The organism is Amycolatopsis sp. 505 (assembly GCF_031625235.1).
GTDB lineage: Bacteria > Actinomycetota > Actinomycetes > Mycobacteriales > Pseudonocardiaceae > Amycolatopsis.
The window spans coordinates 480,849-498,171 of record NZ_JACKQP010000008.1 but is presented as its reverse complement, the minus strand read 5'-3'; the positions used below and the strand labels follow the sequence as shown (position 1 = coordinate 498,171).

Sequence of the window (17,323 nt, the reverse complement as noted above, 5' to 3'; positions counted from 1 at the left end):
GATGGTTTCCGAATACACCCAGAGCGACCAGTTCCGCGGTGCCCGCATCCACCTGTGCGACCTCGCCGGCCTCGAGATCCGCGACTGCGAGGTGAGCGGCCTGAAGATCGTCGACTGCTACGGCGGCGACGTCTACCTCGGTGGCGACTTCGAGCGCCTCGTCGTCAACGACGTCGACGTGACCGCTTACGTCGAGGCCGAGCTCGACCGGAGGCACCCCGCGCGCGTGCTGGCGCGGGAGGCGGCTTCGCCCGAGGACTACCGGGCGGCTTGGGACGCCGTCGAGAACCTGTGGAGCGCGACGCTCGACCGGGCGAGACTGCTGCCCGAGGCGAAACTGCACGAGCGGGTCGACGGCGAGTGGTCGTTCGTCGAAACCCAGCGGCACCTGCTGTTCGCGTGCGACGCCTGGCTCGGCAACGCCGTGCTCGAGGAGGAAGCGCCGTACCACCCACTGGGCTTTCCGGCCGGTGGGATGTCGCCCGACGCGGCCGCGAAGCTCGGTCTCACCCTCGAAGCCACTCCGACGCTCGACGAGGTGCTCGCACCGCGGCTCGCCCGCATGGCCGCGATGCGGCGGGTGGTCGACGGGCTCACCGAGGCCGAGCTCGACCGGGTGTGTGGCCGCAAGCCGGCCGACCCGTATCCCGACCAGGAGTACGTCGTGCGGCGGTGTCACAAGGTCGTGCTGAAGGAGGAGGCCGAGCACCACCGTTACGCCGTGCGTGATCTTGCGGTGCTCGAGGCCTCCTAGGCCCGGGTGCGGTAGCGGTGCAGCAGGCTGTTGAAGTGCCGCAGCTTCTCGACGGTGTCTTCGGAGATCGGGTCCGGGTGGAAGTGCATGACGCTGTTGCGGATCTGCCGGATCTCGTTCAGGCGGGCGATGAACGCCGGCCGGTCCAGGGGCCAGCCGATGCGGTTCCAGGCGTCCTTGTTCTCCAGGATCCGCTGGTAGTCGCCGAAGGTCAGGTGGTCGAAGCTGTCGACCGGGCGGCCGCACAGGGGCCGGACGGCCGGAAGGTCCAGTTCGCACCGGATGATCCAGCGGAGCGTCTGGTCCAGCTCGCCCAGCTGGAAGAACGGCGTGGCCATCTCGCCGTAGCGCCGGGCGACGTCGGAGGTCGTGACGATGCCCTGCACGGCCCGGCTCTCGTCGGTGACCAGCACGAACTCCTGCTGCTGGAGGGTGGGCAGGACATCGAAGAGGTCGCGGTCGTAGGCGACGACCTCGGCGTGGACGATCGCGTCGGCGAGCCTCGCCCCGGGCTTGCTGTGCATGGCCTGCACGATGGAGCGCCACGTCACGGCTCCGCGGGGGTTGCGCGGGCCGCTCAGCACGGCCAGCTGCGAGAAGTCGTTGAGGAGCATCGTGGTGATGGCTTCTTCGAGCGAGCCGTTGGGCCCGATGAACGCCAGGCCTTCGACCGGCTTCAGGTTGCCCACCGTCAAGCGGACGTCCAGGTCGCCGCCGCCTTCGTCGTCTTCGGTGGCCGGCAGGACGTCGGGGGCCGCCGGTTCTTCGGGCTCCTCCGGTGGCGTCGTCAGGGTGACGACGGTGTCGAGGGTGACCGCGCGGAAGCCGGGGGACGTCACCAATCCGTGGTTGGCCAGGCCCGCTTCGATCCGGCCGACCTGGTCGCCGCGGTCGGTCACGCCCCACAGCTTCAGCAGGTCGCGGACCGTGATGCGCTCGGGATCGCCCTGGTCGGCCCGGGTGCGGGCCTGCCGCAACCGCTCGTGGACGCGCTGGTCCCCGGTTTGCCGGTCGGTGGCGGAGATCGCCTGGTCGAGGAAGTCTTGGCGCACCGAATCCAGCAGGCGCTGCTCGGCCACCACCACCCAGGCCCGCCACCCGTCGACCGCGCGCATCCCGGCGGCCACCATCGCCGCGCGGGAGGGCGAGCGGAATTCTTCGCCGTCGGGCTCGATCCGGATCTTGCCGGCGGCGGTGACGGTCGCGTCGAAGGTCGCGCCGACGCGCTTGCGCTCGAACCTGAGCTTCGCCCCGGGCGCCAGCAGGCCGGCTTCCAGCAGGTCCGGCACGGTGACGCGGCGGCCGTCGATCAGGTACATCGAGCGGCCGTCGGCGGTCACCACTTCCGCAGCCCGGCGAACTTGCGCCGGGCGCCGATGGCCTGCTTGAGGATCCGGCGTTTCAGTTCCTTCTGGCTCAGGCGGTCCACCCGGGTGAGCTGCAGCTCGGTGGCGACGGCGAGCAGGCTGTCCCGGTCGAGGTGCTGCGCCTCGAGGTAGGCGGCGCCTTCCTCTTCGGTTTCGGTTTCGCGCAGGTGGGCGGCGATGGCGGCCGCGTCGACGCCGGGGCGCGCGGCGGCCGGCGGCGGTGCGGGCGGCGGGCTCGCGACCGGCTGGGGAGCGGCGGGGGCCGTTGGCTGCTCGGCGACGGGGGCGCTGGAGCCGGCGCCGAGCAGCCGGTCGATGAGTTCGCGCTTGGTGAGTTTGCTGTACGGGCCCAACCGGCGGTTCTTCACCAGCACCTTGAGCTCGGGCACCGTCTTCGCCTCCAAGCCCGCGCGGGTCTGGGGCGGCTCGGCCGCACCGTCGACGGTCAGCTGAGCCGTGCCGTCGATGATCGCTTCCAGCGTGGCCTCGTCCTGCTGCTCCAGGAATTCGAACACCCGCGCTTGAAGGGCGGCGAGCCGCTTCAGGTCGTTCACCGGCGATCTCCGGAGAGGGAAAGCGCGCCGAGGACCTCGTCGGCGAATTCGTCGAACTCCCGCACGACGTTGTCGCGGCTGGTGGCGCGAAGCATGGCCGGCACGCCGTCTTCGCCGGCGTCACCGAAATGGGGAGTGCTGTTGCGGATGTAGCTCTTCAGCACCGGAACCTGGGAGTTCGCTTGCGCTTCGTCGACGTACTTCTGCTGGGCGGCCGTCAGCCGCTGGGCGTAGAACTGCACCATGGTGAACACGACGCCGAGGAACTCGGGATTGATCGGCTTGTGTCCGTGACTGCCCCCTTTGTGGTGGACGAAGTCGTTGAACTGCTCGACGAGGCCGGTGCAGTTGCCCCCGAGGTAGTCCAGCCCCAGGGTGGACAGGTAGTCCGCTTTCGCCGGGACGAGGATCCGCTCGCTCGCGACGATCGCCGTCTTGGTGACGAGCCCGAAGTTTGGGGCGCAGTCGATGAGGACCAGGTCGTATTCGGCGAAGAAACTGTCCGCCAAGGCCCGGCGCAGGCAGCCGTGCAGGTCCAGGAACCGCCGCTTGGAGCCGTCGAGGGTGGTCGTCCCGCCGAGCAGGGCGGCGAGTTCGAGGTCGATGTCGATCAGGCCGAGGTGGGAGGAGATCAGGTCGAGCCGTCCGCCGGTGCCGTCGAGGACCTTGTTCACCCTTTCCGGCGACACGACGAGCTGGGCCAGCGGGATGTCCCGGCCGGGCAGTTCGGCGCCGTACCACTGCTTGATCGTGCGTTTGTCCGCCAGCCGCTCGTGCCAGTCGTCGATGGAGAAGAACGAAAACGTCAGGTTGGTCTGCGGATCGAGATCCAGCAGCAGGACCCGCAGGCCGCGGCTCGCGGCGACCGCGCCGAGGTTCGCCGTCAGCGTCGTCTTGCCCACTCCGCCCTTGTAGTTCATGACCGCCACGACCCGCATGCGCACTCCCCGGTGGTCTCGTGCCTGCGGCCCGTTTGTATTACGCGGGCGGGCGGACCGGCACGGATCGCCGCCAACTGTCCCGGATCTGTCCAGGATCTGGCCTGCCGCTAGCGGGGAACCACCGTCATCGGCAGGCTTTCCGGGTACGCGGCCGACGTGAACTTCACGCGGACCGGCTTGCCCGGCACCGGCACCAGCCGCCAGCGGGCGGCCACCGTGGCCAGGGTGATGACGATTTCGTTCTGGGCGAACCGGTTCCCGATGCACTGCCGGGTGCCCGCGCCGAACGGTACGAACGCGCCCTTCGGCACCGCCGCCGCCCGCTCCGGGGTCCAGCGGTCCGGGTCGAAGCGGTCGGGGTCGGCGAACGACGTGGGGTCGTGGTGGAGCGCGTGCGGGCTGACGATCACCTCCGCCCCCTCCGGCAGCCGGGTGCCGCCGAGGTCGACTTCGGTGAGCGTGCGGCGCATCAGCATCCAGAGCGGGTACTGCCGCAGCACCTCGTCGACCACCTGCCGGGTGTAGGTCAGGCGGGGGAGGTCCTCGATGGTGACCGGGCGGCCGCCCAGCACCTCGTCGAGCTCGGCGTGGACCCGCGCCTCGATCTCCGGGTGGCGGCCGAGTTCGTGGAACGTCCAGGCCAGGGCCAGTGCCGTCGTCTCGATGCCCGCGGTGAGCAGGGTGAGTGCCTCGTCGCGCGCCTGCTCGTCGGTCATGCCGGCCAGCAGCAACGTCGACAGCAGGTCGCCGTGGTCGGTGCCGGCGCGCCGCCAGTCGCGGATCACCTCGACGACGATTCCCCGCATCCGGGCGATCGCCTCGTCGAACCGCCGGTTCCCCGGCACCGGGAGCTTTTCGACGAACTTGGGCGACAACGCGCGAATCATCCCCTGCTGGATGATCACGTAAATCGAACGGCGGGCTTCGGCGATCGCCGCTTTCCCCAGTTCGGTGGAAAACAGCGCTTCGCCGACGATCGTCACGGCCAGGCTCTGCATGTCGTCGTCGATCGGCCGCACTTCGCCGGCGCGCCACGAGTCGCTCAGGTCCGCGGCCGCGCGCCGCATGATCTCCGCGTAGGCGGCCAGGCGGTCGCGGTGGAACGCCGGTTGCATCAACCGGCGCTGCCGGAGGTGGAAGTCGCCGTTCGAAAGCACCAAGCCGTTTCCGACGAACGGCCGGAACTTGTCGAACATTGCGCCCTTGCGGAACTTCGGTCCCTCGTTGACCAGCACTTCGTGGGCCAATCGCGGGCTCGCGACGAAGTAGACGGGCGCGGGTCCGACATAGAGTTTGACGATCTCGCCGTGGGCGGGCAATGAGTCGGTGAATGCGAAGCGCTGCCGGAGGAGCGCCGGAGTGTGGCCGAGAAAAGGCCACCGGCTGGGGGCGACCGGGACGCTCATGCATACTCCTCGTTGCGCCATTGTGTGGATTTCCCAACGAGACGGCTCACGGTAGGCCTGTCCGGTCGAACGGGACAGTGCCCGATCGGGTGGTGTGGGCTCACGCGGATGGCCCAGTAGCCGGACCACCGGGAATCGCTAAGCTCTTTCCGTCCGACGGCTGAAACAAGCCTCATCGAGAAGGTGTTCTTCGTGACACGATCACCGGGATTCGTTCCGCCGGGTGCCGATATAACCGTACCCATCGCGCTTTCCTGCGGAATCGGCCGCAGGATCTGATGGCGGACGCCCTCATGCCGATGATCGAATCCCAGTCGGATCAGCCCCTCGCACCCGATGCGGGCCGCGGGCGGGTGCTGCTCGCCCGGAAATGGGCGTACCTGCTCAGCGGCGTGACCGTCGTGTCGCTGAGCCGCGAAGAACTCGACGCGGAACTGCGCGATCTGGTCGGCACGCTCTGCGACGCCCTGCGCCGGACGTCCCCGGACCTGACCCCGGCCGAGCGGATCGGCGCTCGGCTGGTCGCGCTCGGCTACGTCGGCGAGCCCGGGCTGCGGTGCACGCTCGACGTCCTCGGCAAGGGCCTGCCCGCACTGCCCGAACTCCAGGAGGTGGACGGCGCCGCCGACCGGGTCGTGGCCGCGCTCGGCGCGCTGGCCTGCGGCTTCCTGCTCGCGCACGAGCGCAGCGTCCTCGACCAGCAGGAGATCATGCACCTGTCGCTGATCAAGGCGGTGCGGGACGCCCAGTGGAACCTGCGGCAGAGCGAAGCGCGCTTCGAAGAAGTGGTGACGTCGACGGCGAGCGGCATCGCCGTCGTCGCGCTGGACGGCCGGATCGTGCGCGCCAACGCGGCGCTGGCCGAGATGCTCGGGCACCCGGCGGGCGAACTGGCCGGCTCGGTGCTGTACGACGTCGTCCACCCCGAGTCCGTCGAGGTCCTCCGCGACGCGATGACGGCGCTGCTGGACGGCGGCAAGGAGCGGATCCGGCAGTCGGAACGGCTGCTGCGCAAGGACGGCGACGTCGTCCGCATCTCGCTGACCGCGTCCCTGTTGCGTGACGCGGAAAACCGGCCGTCCCACTTCGTCGTCGTGATCGAGGACGGCACCGAGCTGATGCTGCTGCAGGGCGAGCTGAGCCGCCAGGCCCTGCACGACGTCCTCACCGGGCTGCCGAACCGCCAGTACTTCGGCACGCACCTGGAAGCGGCGCTGCGGCGCGCCGATCCGGCGTACGGGGTCACGCTGTTCCACGTCGACCTCGACGCGTTCGGCATGGTCTGCAACAGCCTCGGCCGCCGGGTCGGCGAGCAGCTGCTGGTGCACTTCGCGCAGCGGCTCAAGGCGGTGATGGCCCGCGAAAACGCGATGATCGCGCGGTTCCACAGCGACGAGTTCGGCATCCTGGTCGAGAACACCGAATCGACGCCGGACATCGACACGATCGTCCGCGCGATCAACGACGAGCTCGCCGAGCCGTTCTTCGTCGACGGCCACGGGCTCGCGCTGTCGGCCAGCGCCGGGGTGGTGCACCGGCCGGCGAAGGGCATCGACCCCCTCGAACTGCTGCGCCAGGCGGACCAGACGCTGCGGCGGGCCAAGGAGCGCCGGCGCGGCCAGTGGAAGATGTTCGACCGCGACGCCGACGCCCACGACCGGCGGACGCAGGCGGTGGCCGTCGGCATGGCGGGTGCCTGGGAGCACGGCGAGATCGGCGTGCGGTACCGGCCGATGGCGCGGCTGGCGGACGGCGAAGTCGCCGGCGTCGAAGCCCGCCTGCACTGGAACCGGCCGGACGACACGGCCCTTTCGCACGAATGCTGCGTCGAGCTCGCCGAGTCGACCGGGCTGATGCTGCCGCTCGGCGACTGGCTGGTGCGCGCGGCAGGCCGGCAGGGCGAATGGTGGCGGCAGCGCGCGGGCTTCGGTCTCCCGATGGTCGCCGGCCTGACCGGGCACCAGGTGTCCGACGACGCGCTCGGCACGCGCGTGACGCGGCTGCTGCGCGACACCGGCCTGCCGCCCGGGCAGCTGATGCTCGGCGTCCCGGCCGGCGCGCTGCCGGTCGCCGGCGTGATCGAGAACGTCACCGCGCTGGCCGACCTCGGCGTGCACGTCATGCTCGACGAGTTCGGGCTGGGGCCCGACGACCTGCGCGCGATCGAGGACCTGCCGGTGGACATCGTGCGCGTCGACCGGCGGCTCGCGGAGTGGCAGGCGTGGTCGGACTCGACGTTCCTCGGCGCACTGGTACCGCTGGTCCGGCAGGTCGGCGCGACGCTCGTCGTCGACGGGATCCACACCGAGGACCAGGCGGACTGGTGGCGCACGGCCGGCGCGGAGCTGGCGACCGGCGACTACTTCGGGGTGGCCAGGCCGCCGGCCGAGCTCGCCGGGCAGTTCGCCCGCACCTGAGGCTGCCACCGGGTCAGGCCGACGGCGACCAGCACGACCGCCATCCCGCCGACGACCCGGAGCGACAGCGGCTCGCCGAGGAAGAGCGCGCCGAGCGCCACCGACACCACGGGCAGCAGGTAGCCGACGGTCGCCGCGGCGGTCGGGCCTTCGTCGGTGAGGATCCGGTAGTTCAGGGAGAAGGTGATGCCGGTCCCGAAGACACCCAGGATCGTCACCGCGACGACGGCGGTGAGCGTCAGGTGCGGCGCCGTGCCCGCGACCGGCAGGGCGAGCGCGGTCAGCCCGGTGGCGGTCATCAGCTGCGCGGCCGACAGCGCGAGCGGAGCGCCGTCCGGCGGCAGTTTCCGGGCCATGTAGGCGAACGCGATCGCGTAGCTGAGGCCGGCGCCGAGCAGGGCCAGCGCACCCGTGCTCAGCAACCCCGACCGGTGCCACGGCGCGAAGATCACCACGATGCCGGCGAAGCCGAGGGCCAGCCCGAGCAGCCGCGCGGGGTTGAGCCGCCGTTCCGTCCCGAGCGCCACGCCGATCAGCAGCGACCACAGCGGGGTGGTGGCGTTCATGACGCCGGCGACGCCGGAGTCGACGGTGCGTTCCCCGATGCCGAACAGCGCGAACGGCAAGGCGTTGCAGAAGAACGCGGCGACGATCAGCCGCGCCCAGGTCCGGCGGTCCCGCGGCAGCCGCTGCCGGGCGGCGAACGCCAGGCCCAGCAGCGTCAGCGCGCCGAGGGCGCAGCGGACGAGGGTGAGGTGGACGGGGCTCAGCCCGGTCAGGGCCAGCTTGATCCAGAGGAAACCCGAGCCCCACAGCAGGGCCAGGGCCGCTATCCGGGCCGAGGCGCCCCGTCCACCGTTCATGAGATCAACCGTGCCGAAGCGGACCCGTCAGGACAAGTGAAGAGTTCTGGACGGATCTTTAAGGGGTGCTAATTCCTCCCGGCGCCAGAGCCGGTCGCCGAACAGGGCCAGCGCGGCGGGCAGCAGGACACCCCGGACGATCGTCGCGTCGAGCAGGATCGCGACCGCCATGCCGAGGCCGAGCATCTTGTACTCGATCGCGGCGAGGCTGAGGAAGACGCTGAACACCCCGGTCATGATCAGCGCGGCGCTCGTCACCACGCCGGAACTGCGCGCGGTGCCTTCGACGATCGCCTGCCGGACCGGCGCGCCGGACAGCCGTCGCTCGCGGATCCGGCTCAGGATGAACACGTGGTAGTCGGTGCTCAGGCCGAACAGCAGCACGAAGAGGAACAACGGCAGCCAGCCGAGCACCCCGCCGTAGGGCGTGAAACCCAGCAGCGGCGCGAGAAACCCGTCCTGGAACACGAGGGTGAGCACGCCGTAGGCCGCGCCGGCCGACAGCAGGTTGAGCAGGATCGACACCACCGGCACCGCGACCGACCGGAACACCACGAGCAGCAGCACGAAGGCGAGCAGCAGGATGAACCCGAAGGTGTACGGCGCCCGGGCGATCGCCTGCTCGGTGAAGTCGTGTGCTTCGGCGGTCCGGCCCGCCACCGCGTACCCGACCCCGTCGATCCGCCCGACCGTCCGCGGCAGCAGGGTTTCCCGCAACGTCGTGAGCGTGCGGCTCGCCGCTTCGTCGTTGCCGGTGCCGCCGAGCGGGATCCGGACGACGAGTGCATCATCCACCGGCACGACGACGGCCGGGCGCGGGACCTCCGCGGTGAGTTCGCCGATCGCCTGACGCAGCGCGGGGGTGTCGACCGGGCCGCCACGGGTGTTCCAGAGGACGACGTGCGCGGGCATGGTGACCCCGGGAAACGCTTCCTGGACGCGCACGGCGGCGTCGATCACCGGGATGCTGCGCGGCAGGCTTTCGGTCGGTGCCGGGTCCTGCAGCCGCATGCCCAGCGCGGGCATGGTGAGCAGCACGAGCAGGGCGGTGGCCAGCCCGCTCCAGACCGCGGGCCGCCGGGTGACCACGTCGGCCACGCCGGCCCAGAACCGGGAGCGCAGGCGGCGGCGGCCCAGCCACGGGATGCGGCCGCGGTCGACGCGGGAACCGAGCAGGGAAAGCGTCGCGGGCAGCACCGTCACCGCGGCCAGCACGGCCAGGCCGACGACCAGGACCGTGCCGACGGTCAGGCCCCGGAGGTTGTCGAGGCCGGTGAACAGCAGGCCGGTCACGCACAGCACGACGGTCAGCCCGGACACGACGATCACGTGCCCCGACGTCCGGGCCGCGATCCGGATGGACTCGTCGGTGCCGTGTTCGCGGTCCTCCCGGACCCGGCGCAGGAAGAACAGCGAATAGTCGACCCCGACCGCCATGCCGATGAGCAAGGTGATCGCGGAAGTCGCGCTGTTGACCGGGATCGCATTGTCCACAACGGACAGAAAGCCGAAGGTGGCGGCCACCGCGGTGGCCGCCAGCAGGACCGGGATCGCGGCCGCGACCAGTGAGCCGAACACGAGCAGCAGGATGAGCACGGTGATCGGGAGCGAGCGGGCCTCCGACCGGCCGATGTCCTCCTTGATGCTCTTGTCGACCGCGCCGGGCACGCTGAGGTCGCCGGCCTGGGCCAGCCGGACGCCGCTGTGCCGGGTCGCGACGGTGTCGACGGCTGCCGTCGCCGTGGCCAGATTGGCCCGGATTTCGGGGCCGCTGCCGGTGATCCGGAAGGTGACCAGTTCCGACCGGTGGTCGGCGGAGACTTCGGAGCGGATGTCCGCGGCCGCGCCCGACGTCGTCAAGGTGGTCACGAGGTCGGCCGTGGCCTCGGGGGACCGGGCTGGACGAGGACGTTCTCCCAGAAGGGTTCGCGGGTGGCCTGGCGGTCGAGGACGGCCTGGCCGGTGCCGGCGTCGCCGGCCGGGCTCGACCGCGCGTCGGTGCCGGGGACGAACGTGCCGACGGCCCAGGCCAGCGCGACGAGCGCCAGCCAGCCGAGGATCGCGGCGGCGCGGTGCCGCAACGACCAGTTCGTCACGGTCTCGACCACCGGCGTTTTTGCGGGCAGCATGAACTAAGGTCCTTCCGTGAAGGAGTGATCCGATGAGAGCTCGCCCTCGGGCGAGGTGATTGCTTCTTCTTCCTGGGCCGCCGAGTTGCCGCTCGGTGGCCCAGGGCCTCACTTCAGTCGACCTCCTTGAGCACGCGTTCGATGGAGCGCAGCCGGTCCTGGACGTCCTTGAGCTGCCGTTCGGTCTCTTCCTGCGTCCGGACGGCTTTCTCGGCCAGCGCCCGGTATTCGTGCTCCCGCGCCAGCTTCGCCTTGGCGCGCCAGGTCGAGGCCAGCTGCACGATCGCGATCGACAGCAGGGCGAACACCCCGGTGACGCCGATGATCTCCTGCCACTGGTGCCAGTTCATGTCCGTCCCTCCTCGCCGTCCCCGTGGACGGAATCCGGTGTGGTGAGCGTCGGCGCGGCGGCCGCGATCGCCTCCGGCGTCAGCACGACGGAGAACGGGGTCAGCTCGTAGAACCGCAGCGTCTTGCCGTCCTCGCCGGCCTCGAAGCTGGCGGTGACCAGGCCGGCGGCTTCGAGCTTGCGCAGGTGGACCTGCAGCAGCGCGCGGCTGATCCGCAGCTCGCGGGCCAGCTTGCTGACGTAGGTGCGTTCGGCGTGCAGGGCCGCGACGATCCGCAGCCGGTGCGGGTTGCCGAGGGCGCCCAGCTGCCGCAGGAGCTCGTCACCCGTCGTCCACATGCCAACAAAAGTTAGCAGGTGGTCGGCGGCCTGGCCATCGGGGTGATCCCCGAGATCACATCGGGTGTTCCATCCACACGTTCGGCTCGACGTAGGTCGCCATGTCGTAGGCGGTCGAGGCGTGGACCGGGGCGATGCCGCCCGGGATGAAGTTCTCGCCTTCCTGGAGCTTGACGCCCGTCCAGTCGTGCCAGTCGGACAAGGATCCCGAGAGGGTCACCGCGAACGGGCACACCTTCACCACCCGTGCGCCGAGACGCTCGTGGGTGCGCAGCCAGCGGTCGGCCAGGAGGCCGTCCGGGCGGCGGCGGGCCGCGTACTCCGGCATCGGGACCGCCGGCTCGGCCTCCTTGCCGATCGGACGGACCGAGACGATCAGCTTGCGCAGGCCCGTTTCCGCCGCCCGGGCCTTCAGCGCCTTCAGCATCGGGGCCGACAGGCCCGTGCCGCGCAGGTGCGGGGCGATCACGACTTCCAGTGCGCACAACGCGTTCGGCGCGCGGCCGTCGATGATGTCGTGGGCCGCCCACTCGATCGCCTGGTCCCAGCCGCGGTCCGGGAGCTCGGTGCGGTCCGGGGCCGGGTAGGCCAGCGGGACCGACAGGGCGCGGGCCATCGGCGTGCCGGCGTCGTCCAGGGCGATCAGGAAGTACCGCGCCCAGTGGCGCAGGAAGCGCTCGCCGGTGATCATCCGGCCGCTCACGCCCTGGTAGATGAACTGGCCGCCGACGTCGCCGAGGGCCAGTGCGGCGTCGAGGAGGTCGGGGCGGCCGGCAAGATCGACAACGCGCATGCGCCCATACAAGCGGAAGCGATCACCGCCGCGATAGCGGCAACCGGGCGACTCAGCGCAGGGCTTTGCGGCGCCGGGTCAGCGCGGCCGGGTCGAGGTTGGCCCGGGTGCCGGCGTCGTGGCCGTCGAGGTAACCGCTGCCGGAGAGCCGCCGGGGCGAGGCGGCGCGCAGGTCGCCGTACTCGGAGTCGAACGCGTGCTGGACCATCTGCGCGCGGTCGCGGACCACCAGTTCCGCCGACCGCTCGCCCGGCACCGCGGTGCGGACGGCCTCCTGTTCGGCGTGGGAAAGCCGTTCGTGGACCGCGCGTGCGAAGCCGTGCAGCCAGGTGCGCCGGTACGCGGCCAGGGATTCGCCGGGGAAGAAGCCGTCCGGCCGGACGCGCGTCAGCTGCGTGCTCGCCTGCAGCAGGAGGCTGGTGAACAGCAGCTCCACCCGGCCGAGGTCGGAGCGGAAGCCGAACACCGTGACGCTCTCGACCTTCTGGCCGAGGCGATGCAGGAGCGTCCGGCAGCGCAGCGGGTACGCGACCGAGGTCAGCAGGCTCGCCTTGTCGCGGCTGTACGGGTCGTTCATCGGGATCTTCAGCGTGCCGATCTCGTCGCTGCCGGCCCCGGACGCGGCGAGCATCGCCTGGTCGATGCCGTACCGCGCGACGAGTTCGGCGGCCTTCTGGTTGTACGCCTCGGCTTCCGCCTCGGTGACCGCCGGGTCTTCGGCCTTGGCCAGCAGCTTGCGGATGCGCTCGAGCTGCGGGTCTGACTCGGTCATGCCGAGAGGGTATTCGATCAGGTGTTCGGGTGCGGGGACCGGGTCGGCGTGTCGGCCTGGACACTGGGGGGATGGTGACGATCGAACGCTTCGCCCCGCTGTCGGCCGCCGAGGCGGAATTCTCGGCTTACCACGCCGTGCTCGCGGCGAGCCGGGAAACCGACCGGCCCGGTGAACCCGTGCTGCCGCTCGGTGAGCTGGCCGGACGGCTGACGAGGCCGCTGCCGGGGATGGGGGAAGCCGCCCAGTGGGTGGCGTACCGCGGCAACGAGCTCGTCGCGTTCGCCGAGGTGCACTTCCTCGAGGCCGAAAACAGCGGAATCGGGCTGATCGACGTCGTCGTGCACCCGGCCGCGCGGCGCTCGGGGATCGGCACCGCGTTGCTGCACGCAGTGCTGCCGGAACTGCGCGCGCGGGACCGCCGGAGCGTCGAAGGGTGGCAGGTTGCCGCGGGGTCCGCCGGGGAGCCGTGGGCCGAGGCGCTCGGCTTCCGGCCGGTGCGGACGATCGTGCGGCAGGCCCTGGTCTTCGCCGAAGGGCGAGCGGGCGCGCTGGGAGGTGACCGTCCCGGTGGGATACCGGGTGGTGCGGTGGGCGGGTGCGGCCCCGGGCGATCTGCTCGATTCCTATGCCGGCGCACGGGCGGCGATCCACGACGCCCCGCTCGGGGACTCGGGTTACCAGTGGCCGGCGTGGACGGCGGAGCGGGTGCGCGCGGCCGAAGCCGAAGCTCGGTCGCAGGGCCTCGAACAACGGATCGTCGCCGCGGTCCACGAGGAAACCGGGGACGTCGCCGGGTTCACCGAAGTGTGCGTGCACCCGCGCCGGCCGGACTGGGGCTACCAGCGGGACACCGCGGTGCTCCCCCGGCACCGCGGGCACGGCCTGGGGCGGTGCGTCAAGGCGCACATGATCCGGTGGCTGCTCGCCGAGCGCCCCGGGCTGCGGCGGATCAGCACCACCACCGGGGTGGAGAACGCGCACATGATCCGGGTCAACCGCGAACTCGGCTTCAGCTCGCTGCCGGCCGTGATCGCCGTTCAGCAGGACCTCGACGCGCTCCTCAGCCGAGGTACGCGTCGAGCGTGACGGCCAGCGCCGCTTCCGGCGACGGCGCGAAACTCGCCCCGGCCAGGCCGCCCCACAGCCACAGCTGGGCGAGGCCGTGCAGCGCGGCCCACAGCGACGCGGCGACCAGCCGCAGGTCGGCACCGGACCGCGCGACCCGGGTCGGTACCGCCGCCACCAGCACGGCGAAGGTGTCGAACACCGCGCTCGCCGCGGCCGAGAGTGCCGGGTCGTCCGGGTCGATCAGGTCGCGGCGAAACATCAGCTCGAACATCGCCGGGTTGGTCAGCGCGAAGTCGAGGTAGCTGTGGCAAGCCGCGGTGAGCCGCTCCCGCGGGGAGGTGTCCGGCAGCGTCTCCCGGCGGGCGAGCAGCTCGGCGTACCCGCGGGTCGCGACGGCGGACAGCAGCTCGGCGCGGCCCGAGAAGTGCCGCAGGGGTGCGCCGTGGGAAACCCCGGCCGCCTTGGCGATCCCGCGCAGGGTGACCGCGCCGACGCCTTCGTCGGCGAGCAGCTCCGACGCCGTCGTGATCAGGCGTTGCCGCGTGCCCATGCCTCGTCCAGGGTCATCGGGAGCAGGTCGGGGCGCTTCGGGAAGAAGCCGTCGCCGGGCTGGCGGCCGATCAGCCGGTTGCGCGTGCGCGTGACGGCGACCGGCAGCACCTCCCGGAGCAGCCACTGCAGGTCGGCGCGCCGGCTGCCGGGCGCGGCGCTGCCGGGCAGGGGCGCGAGCCAGGCGGGATCGTGATCGAGGCCGAGCCGCGCGAGGACGTACGCGGCGAGCCGTCGGTGCCCGTGGGCGGACAGGTGCAGCCGGTCGGCGCCGAAGTAGCGCGAATCGGTGACGGCCTGGTCGGGCCACAGGTCGATGAGCTGGGCCCCGTAGCTGACGGCGGCTTCGCGGATGGCGTCGTTGAGCGCGATGATCCGCGGCCGCATCCGGCTGCCCAGCGGCATCCGGCGGGAGACGTCGCTGAGCGTGAAGGTGACGACGACGGGCGAGATGTCGGTGCAGGCCCGGACGGCGGCGTCGACCCGCCGGGCGACCGTGCGCGCGTCCCAGCCCCGGCTCATGACGTCGTTGCCGCCGCCGAAGAGGGCGACCAGGTCGGGTTCGAGGCGCCGGGCGGCCGGGAGCTGCTCGGGCACGATCTGGTCGAGCCGGCGCCCGCGGACGGCGAGGTTGGCGTACCGGAAGCGGGGCTCGTCCTCGGCCAGCCGGGCGGCGACGAAGTCGGCCCAGCCGCGGTAGTGCCGCTGGTCCGGGTACGGGTCGTCGAGGCCTTCGGCGCAGCTGTCGCCGACGACGACGAAACGGTGGTAGCTCATCCCGATCTCCGTAACCCGTGGTTCACCTTGTGGACACTGTCTATCAAACTTGTGTAGACGGTGTCTACTCGGCGTTCACCCCAGCCAGGGACCCAGCTTCTCCGGGTTCCGCATCGCCCAGATGCGGGTGATCCGGCCGTCCTTGACGGCGAAGGAGTAGACGGCCGCCAGCTCGTCGCCGCGGCTGAGCACCAGGCCCGGGCGGCCGTTGACCATGCGCTCCTCGAGCGTCAGCTCGCCGGAGGAGGCCAGCTCCGCCACGTACCGGGCGACGAGTTCGCCACCTTCGATCGGGGCGATCGCGGCGCGGACCCGGCCGCCGCCGTCCGCGGTCAGGGTGGCGTCCGGGTCGAGGAGCCCGACGAGGGTGCCGATGTCGCCGGCGGCCCAGGCCTCCTTGAAGTCCCGTACCAGACCGGCTTGGCGGCCGACCGAGACGGCGGGCCGGTCGGCGCGGATCCGGCGGCGGGCCGCGGAGGCGAGTTCGCGGCACGCCGCCGGTGTCCGGCCGGTGGTCTCGGCGACCTCGGCGAACGAGTACCCGAAGACGTCGTGCAGGACGAGGGCCACCCGCTGGGCCGGCGTCATCGCTTCGAGCGCCACCAGGAAAGCCATGCTCACCGACTCGTCCAAGGTGATCCGGTCGGCCGGATCGGGCTGGTCGGGCAGCGGTTCCGGCAGCCACTCGCCGACATACCGCTCGCGCCGGACCCGCGCCGAGCCGAGGACGTCCAGGCAGATGCGGCCGGCCACCGTCGTCAGCCAGGCGCCGGGCGAGGAGATCGCCTCCTGCTGCGCCGGCGACAGGGCGTACCAGCGGGCGTAGGTCTCCTGGACGGCGTCCTCGGCTTCGGTCAGCGAGCCGAGCAGCCGATAGGCGAGGTTGACCAGGTGACGTCGTTCGGCGACGACCGGTTCCGGTGACGTTGTCATGACTCCTCCGACGACACAGCCTGCCGGAACGTCAGGGCCTGACGTTCCCGGCGGCTGCTTCGTCGTACCGCTCGAAGGCAACCGAACAGGGGAGAAGACGATGACCAAGATCGGAATCGTGCTGGGCAGCACCCGCTCCGGCCGCGTGGGGGACCAGGTCGCCCGGTGGGTGCACGAGCGCGCCGCGCGCCGGAGCGACGCGGAGTTCGCCGTGATCGACCTGCGCGACCACCCGCTGCCCCACCTCGAAGAGCCGCCGGGCTTCTCGGGGCAGTACCAGGACGAGCGCACCCAGGCGTTCGCTGCGGTCGTCGCGTCGTGCGACGGGTTCGTCTTCGTGACGCCGGAGTACAACCACTCCGTGCCCGGAGTGCTCAAGAACGCCCTGGACCACGTCTACGTGGAGTGGAACAACAAGGCGGCCGGCTTCGTCTCGTACGGCGGGGTCGGCGGCGCCCGGTCGGTCGAGCAGCTGCGGCTCGTCTGCGGCGCACTCCAGCTGGCCGACGTGGCCCCGCAGGTGACGCTGCCCCTGGCGACCGAGTTCGAGAACCACGCTGTCTTCAAGCCGGGCGACCACCAGCTCGCCGCACTGGACACGCTGCTCGACCACGTCGTCGCCTGGAGCACCGCGCTGGCGCCGCTGCGGGGCGGCGACGCGGAAGCGGCGATCCGGAGCAGGCTCGACGCGATCATCGACGGGCTGCGGAACAAGGACCTCGAAGCCCTGCGCCGGGTCTACGCCCCGGACGTCGTGTCCTTCGACGTCGAACCGCCGCTGCAGCACGTCGGGACCGACGCGAAGCTGGAGAACTGGGCCCGGGTGTTCACGGTCTTCGAAAAGGTGGATTACGAGCTGCGAGACCTGACCATCACGACGAGCGGCAACCTCGCTGTCGGACACGGCTTCGGCCGGGTCAGCGGAACACTGAAGAACGGGGTGGTGACGGACGGCATGTGGGTCCGGGCGACCTTCGTCTTCCGGAAGACGGGCGACGACTGGGTGATCGTCCACGACCAGGCATCGGTGCCGCTCGACATGGCGACCGGCCAGGGCCGGACCGACCTCGAGCCGTGACGGCCCGAACAACACCCAAGAAAGGAGCTGGGCGGTCATCCCGTCGCCTGAGGCCGTGATAGGCCTCAATCAGGCGACGGGATGACCACCCAGTGGCCCAACTCCAGAAGGTGAGACGGCAGCGCTCCCGGAGGTCATCCCGGAGCCTGCCCGTCCGGCGAGGACAGCTTTGATCTTTTCTGCGGCGGCAGAAAAGATCAGTTGGCGGGCTGGCAGGTGGCAAGCTGTAAG

Annotated in this window: 19 protein-coding genes and 1 pseudogene; 5 read left to right on the top strand and 15 right to left on the bottom strand. The window is 71.2% G+C overall.

Translation table 11 applies throughout. From position 1 onward, the window contains the following. Position 1 precedes the first annotated feature (1 nt). Complete coding sequence (locus H5965_RS30230; RefSeq protein WP_310973962.1) at positions 2-754, top strand: DinB family protein; 753 nt, start codon at positions 2-4, stop codon at positions 752-754. Here H5965_RS30230 and H5965_RS30225 read toward each other — a convergent pair. From H5965_RS30225 to H5965_RS30210, 4 genes are all read right to left on the bottom strand, one after another. After that, the gene (locus tag H5965_RS30225) at positions 751-2,097 is read right to left on the bottom strand and encodes a hypothetical protein (RefSeq protein ID WP_310973961.1); all 1,347 of its coding nucleotides are present in this window, start codon (positions 2,095-2,097) and stop codon (positions 751-753) included. The two genes, H5965_RS30230 and H5965_RS30225, sit on opposite strands and share 4 nt — an antisense overlap. Then, positions 2,091-2,675, bottom strand: a complete 585-nt coding sequence (locus H5965_RS30220) for a hypothetical protein (RefSeq protein WP_310973959.1) — start codon at positions 2,673-2,675, stop codon at positions 2,091-2,093. Before H5965_RS30220 ends, H5965_RS30225 begins: the two co-directional genes overlap by 7 nt. After that, a complete protein-coding gene (locus H5965_RS30215; RefSeq protein WP_310973957.1) occupies positions 2,672-3,613 on the bottom strand; it encodes an AAA family ATPase in 942 nt (313 codons plus the stop codon). The genes H5965_RS30220 and H5965_RS30215 overlap by 4 nt, the downstream gene beginning before the upstream one ends. Before the next feature lie 110 nt (positions 3,614-3,723). After that, complete coding sequence (locus tag H5965_RS30210) at positions 3,724-5,022, bottom strand: cytochrome P450 (protein WP_310973955.1); 1,299 nt, start codon at positions 5,020-5,022, stop codon at positions 3,724-3,726. 293 nt (positions 5,023-5,315) lie between these two features. Between H5965_RS30210 and H5965_RS30205 the strand changes: the two genes are divergently transcribed. Further along, positions 5,316-7,439, top strand: coding sequence for an EAL domain-containing protein (locus H5965_RS30205; protein ID WP_310973954.1), 2,124 nt, complete (start codon positions 5,316-5,318; stop codon positions 7,437-7,439). Here H5965_RS30205 and H5965_RS30200 read toward each other — a convergent pair. The 8 genes from H5965_RS30200 to H5965_RS30165 form a co-directional block, all read right to left on the bottom strand. Continuing rightward, the gene (locus H5965_RS30200) at positions 7,382-8,302 is read right to left on the bottom strand and encodes a DMT family transporter (protein WP_310973953.1); all 921 of its coding nucleotides are present in this window, start codon (positions 8,300-8,302) and stop codon (positions 7,382-7,384) included. The genes H5965_RS30205 and H5965_RS30200 overlap by 58 nt on opposite strands. A gap of 27 nt (positions 8,303-8,329) precedes the next feature. Then, positions 8,330-10,171 (bottom strand): MMPL family transporter, encoded by a 1,842-nt coding sequence (locus H5965_RS30195; protein WP_310973952.1) that lies wholly within the window; start codon positions 10,169-10,171, stop codon positions 8,330-8,332. Then, on the bottom strand, positions 10,168-10,431 hold the full coding sequence (locus H5965_RS30190) for a hypothetical protein (protein ID WP_310973951.1): 264 nt from the start codon (positions 10,429-10,431) through the stop codon (positions 10,168-10,170). Before H5965_RS30190 ends, H5965_RS30195 begins: the two co-directional genes overlap by 4 nt. Before the next feature lie 113 nt (positions 10,432-10,544). Next, entirely contained in the window at positions 10,545-10,781 is a 237-nt protein-coding gene (locus H5965_RS30185; RefSeq protein WP_310973950.1) for a hypothetical protein, read from the bottom strand. Continuing rightward, a complete protein-coding gene (locus H5965_RS30180; RefSeq protein WP_310973949.1) occupies positions 10,778-11,119 on the bottom strand; it encodes a winged helix-turn-helix domain-containing protein in 342 nt (113 codons plus the stop codon). The genes H5965_RS30185 and H5965_RS30180 overlap by 4 nt, the downstream gene beginning before the upstream one ends. Positions 11,120-11,174: 55 nt before the next feature. After that, positions 11,175-11,912 carry a Long-chain-fatty-acid--CoA ligase gene (locus H5965_RS30175; RefSeq protein ID WP_310973947.1) on the bottom strand — a complete coding sequence of 246 codons (738 nt, stop codon included), beginning with the start codon at positions 11,910-11,912 and terminating at the stop codon, positions 11,175-11,177. A gap of 52 nt (positions 11,913-11,964) precedes the next feature. Next, entirely contained in the window at positions 11,965-12,684 is a 720-nt protein-coding gene (locus tag H5965_RS30170) for a DUF2786 domain-containing protein (RefSeq protein WP_310973945.1), read from the bottom strand. Between the two features lie 17 nt (positions 12,685-12,701). After that, positions 12,702-13,031, bottom strand: coding sequence for a hypothetical protein (locus H5965_RS30165; RefSeq protein ID WP_310973943.1), 330 nt, complete (start codon positions 13,029-13,031; stop codon positions 12,702-12,704). Here H5965_RS30165 and H5965_RS46220 point away from each other — a divergent pair. Further along, positions 12,975-13,124: pseudogene (locus tag H5965_RS46220) on the top strand (GNAT family N-acetyltransferase); the annotation flags it as partial. The gene H5965_RS30165 and the pseudogene H5965_RS46220 overlap by 57 nt on opposite strands. 130 nt (positions 13,125-13,254) lie before the next feature. After that, positions 13,255-13,773 carry a GNAT family N-acetyltransferase gene (locus H5965_RS30160; RefSeq protein WP_310973941.1) on the top strand — a complete coding sequence of 173 codons (519 nt, stop codon included), beginning with the start codon at positions 13,255-13,257 and terminating at the stop codon, positions 13,771-13,773. Here H5965_RS30160 and H5965_RS30155 read toward each other — a convergent pair. From H5965_RS30155 to sigJ, 3 genes are all read right to left on the bottom strand, one after another. After that, the gene (locus H5965_RS30155; protein WP_310973939.1) at positions 13,748-14,305 is read right to left on the bottom strand and encodes a TetR/AcrR family transcriptional regulator; all 558 of its coding nucleotides are present in this window, start codon (positions 14,303-14,305) and stop codon (positions 13,748-13,750) included. The genes H5965_RS30160 and H5965_RS30155 overlap by 26 nt on opposite strands. Beyond that, positions 14,284-15,081, bottom strand: coding sequence for an SGNH/GDSL hydrolase family protein (locus tag H5965_RS30150; protein ID WP_310973937.1), 798 nt, complete (start codon positions 15,079-15,081; stop codon positions 14,284-14,286). The genes H5965_RS30155 and H5965_RS30150 overlap by 22 nt, the downstream gene beginning before the upstream one ends. A 75-nt stretch (positions 15,082-15,156) precedes the next feature. Beyond that, a complete protein-coding gene (sigJ, locus tag H5965_RS30145; protein WP_310973935.1) occupies positions 15,157-16,014 on the bottom strand; it encodes an RNA polymerase sigma factor SigJ in 858 nt (285 codons plus the stop codon). Between the two features lie 100 nt (positions 16,015-16,114). On the opposite strand from sigJ, the gene H5965_RS30140 reads away from it, so the two are divergent. Further along, entirely contained in the window at positions 16,115-17,092 is a 978-nt protein-coding gene (locus H5965_RS30140) for an NAD(P)H-dependent oxidoreductase (protein WP_310973934.1), read from the top strand. The last annotated feature ends 231 nt before the right edge of the window (positions 17,093-17,323 follow it).

Coding starts and splice junctions, on each gene's coding strand:
- H5965_RS30230 (WP_310973962.1), top strand. CDS start 2: ATGGTTTCCGAATACACCCAGAGCGACCAGTTCCGCGGTGCCCGCATC.
- H5965_RS30215 (WP_310973957.1), bottom strand. CDS start 3,613: ATGCGGGTCGTGGCGGTCATGAACTACAAGGGCGGAGTGGGCAAGACG.
- H5965_RS30210 (WP_310973955.1), bottom strand. CDS start 5,022: ATGAGCGTCCCGGTCGCCCCCAGCCGGTGGCCTTTTCTCGGCCACACT.
- H5965_RS30205 (WP_310973954.1), top strand. CDS start 5,316: ATGCCGATGATCGAATCCCAGTCGGATCAGCCCCTCGCACCCGATGCG.
- H5965_RS30200 (WP_310973953.1), bottom strand. CDS start 8,302: ATGAACGGTGGACGGGGCGCCTCGGCCCGGATAGCGGCCCTGGCCCTG.
- H5965_RS30190 (WP_310973951.1), bottom strand. CDS start 10,431: ATGCTGCCCGCAAAAACGCCGGTGGTCGAGACCGTGACGAACTGGTCG.
- H5965_RS30185 (WP_310973950.1), bottom strand. CDS start 10,781: ATGAACTGGCACCAGTGGCAGGAGATCATCGGCGTCACCGGGGTGTTC.
- H5965_RS30180 (WP_310973949.1), bottom strand. CDS start 11,119: ATGTGGACGACGGGTGACGAGCTCCTGCGGCAGCTGGGCGCCCTCGGC.
- H5965_RS30175 (WP_310973947.1), bottom strand. CDS start 11,912: ATGCGCGTTGTCGATCTTGCCGGCCGCCCCGACCTCCTCGACGCCGCA.
- H5965_RS30170 (WP_310973945.1), bottom strand. CDS start 12,684: ATGACCGAGTCAGACCCGCAGCTCGAGCGCATCCGCAAGCTGCTGGCC.
- H5965_RS30155 (WP_310973939.1), bottom strand. CDS start 14,305: ATGGGCACGCGGCAACGCCTGATCACGACGGCGTCGGAGCTGCTCGCC.
- H5965_RS30150 (WP_310973937.1), bottom strand. CDS start 15,081: ATGAGCTACCACCGTTTCGTCGTCGTCGGCGACAGCTGCGCCGAAGGC.
- sigJ (WP_310973935.1), bottom strand. CDS start 16,014: ATGACAACGTCACCGGAACCGGTCGTCGCCGAACGACGTCACCTGGTC.
- H5965_RS30140 (WP_310973934.1), top strand. CDS start 16,115: ATGACCAAGATCGGAATCGTGCTGGGCAGCACCCGCTCCGGCCGCGTG.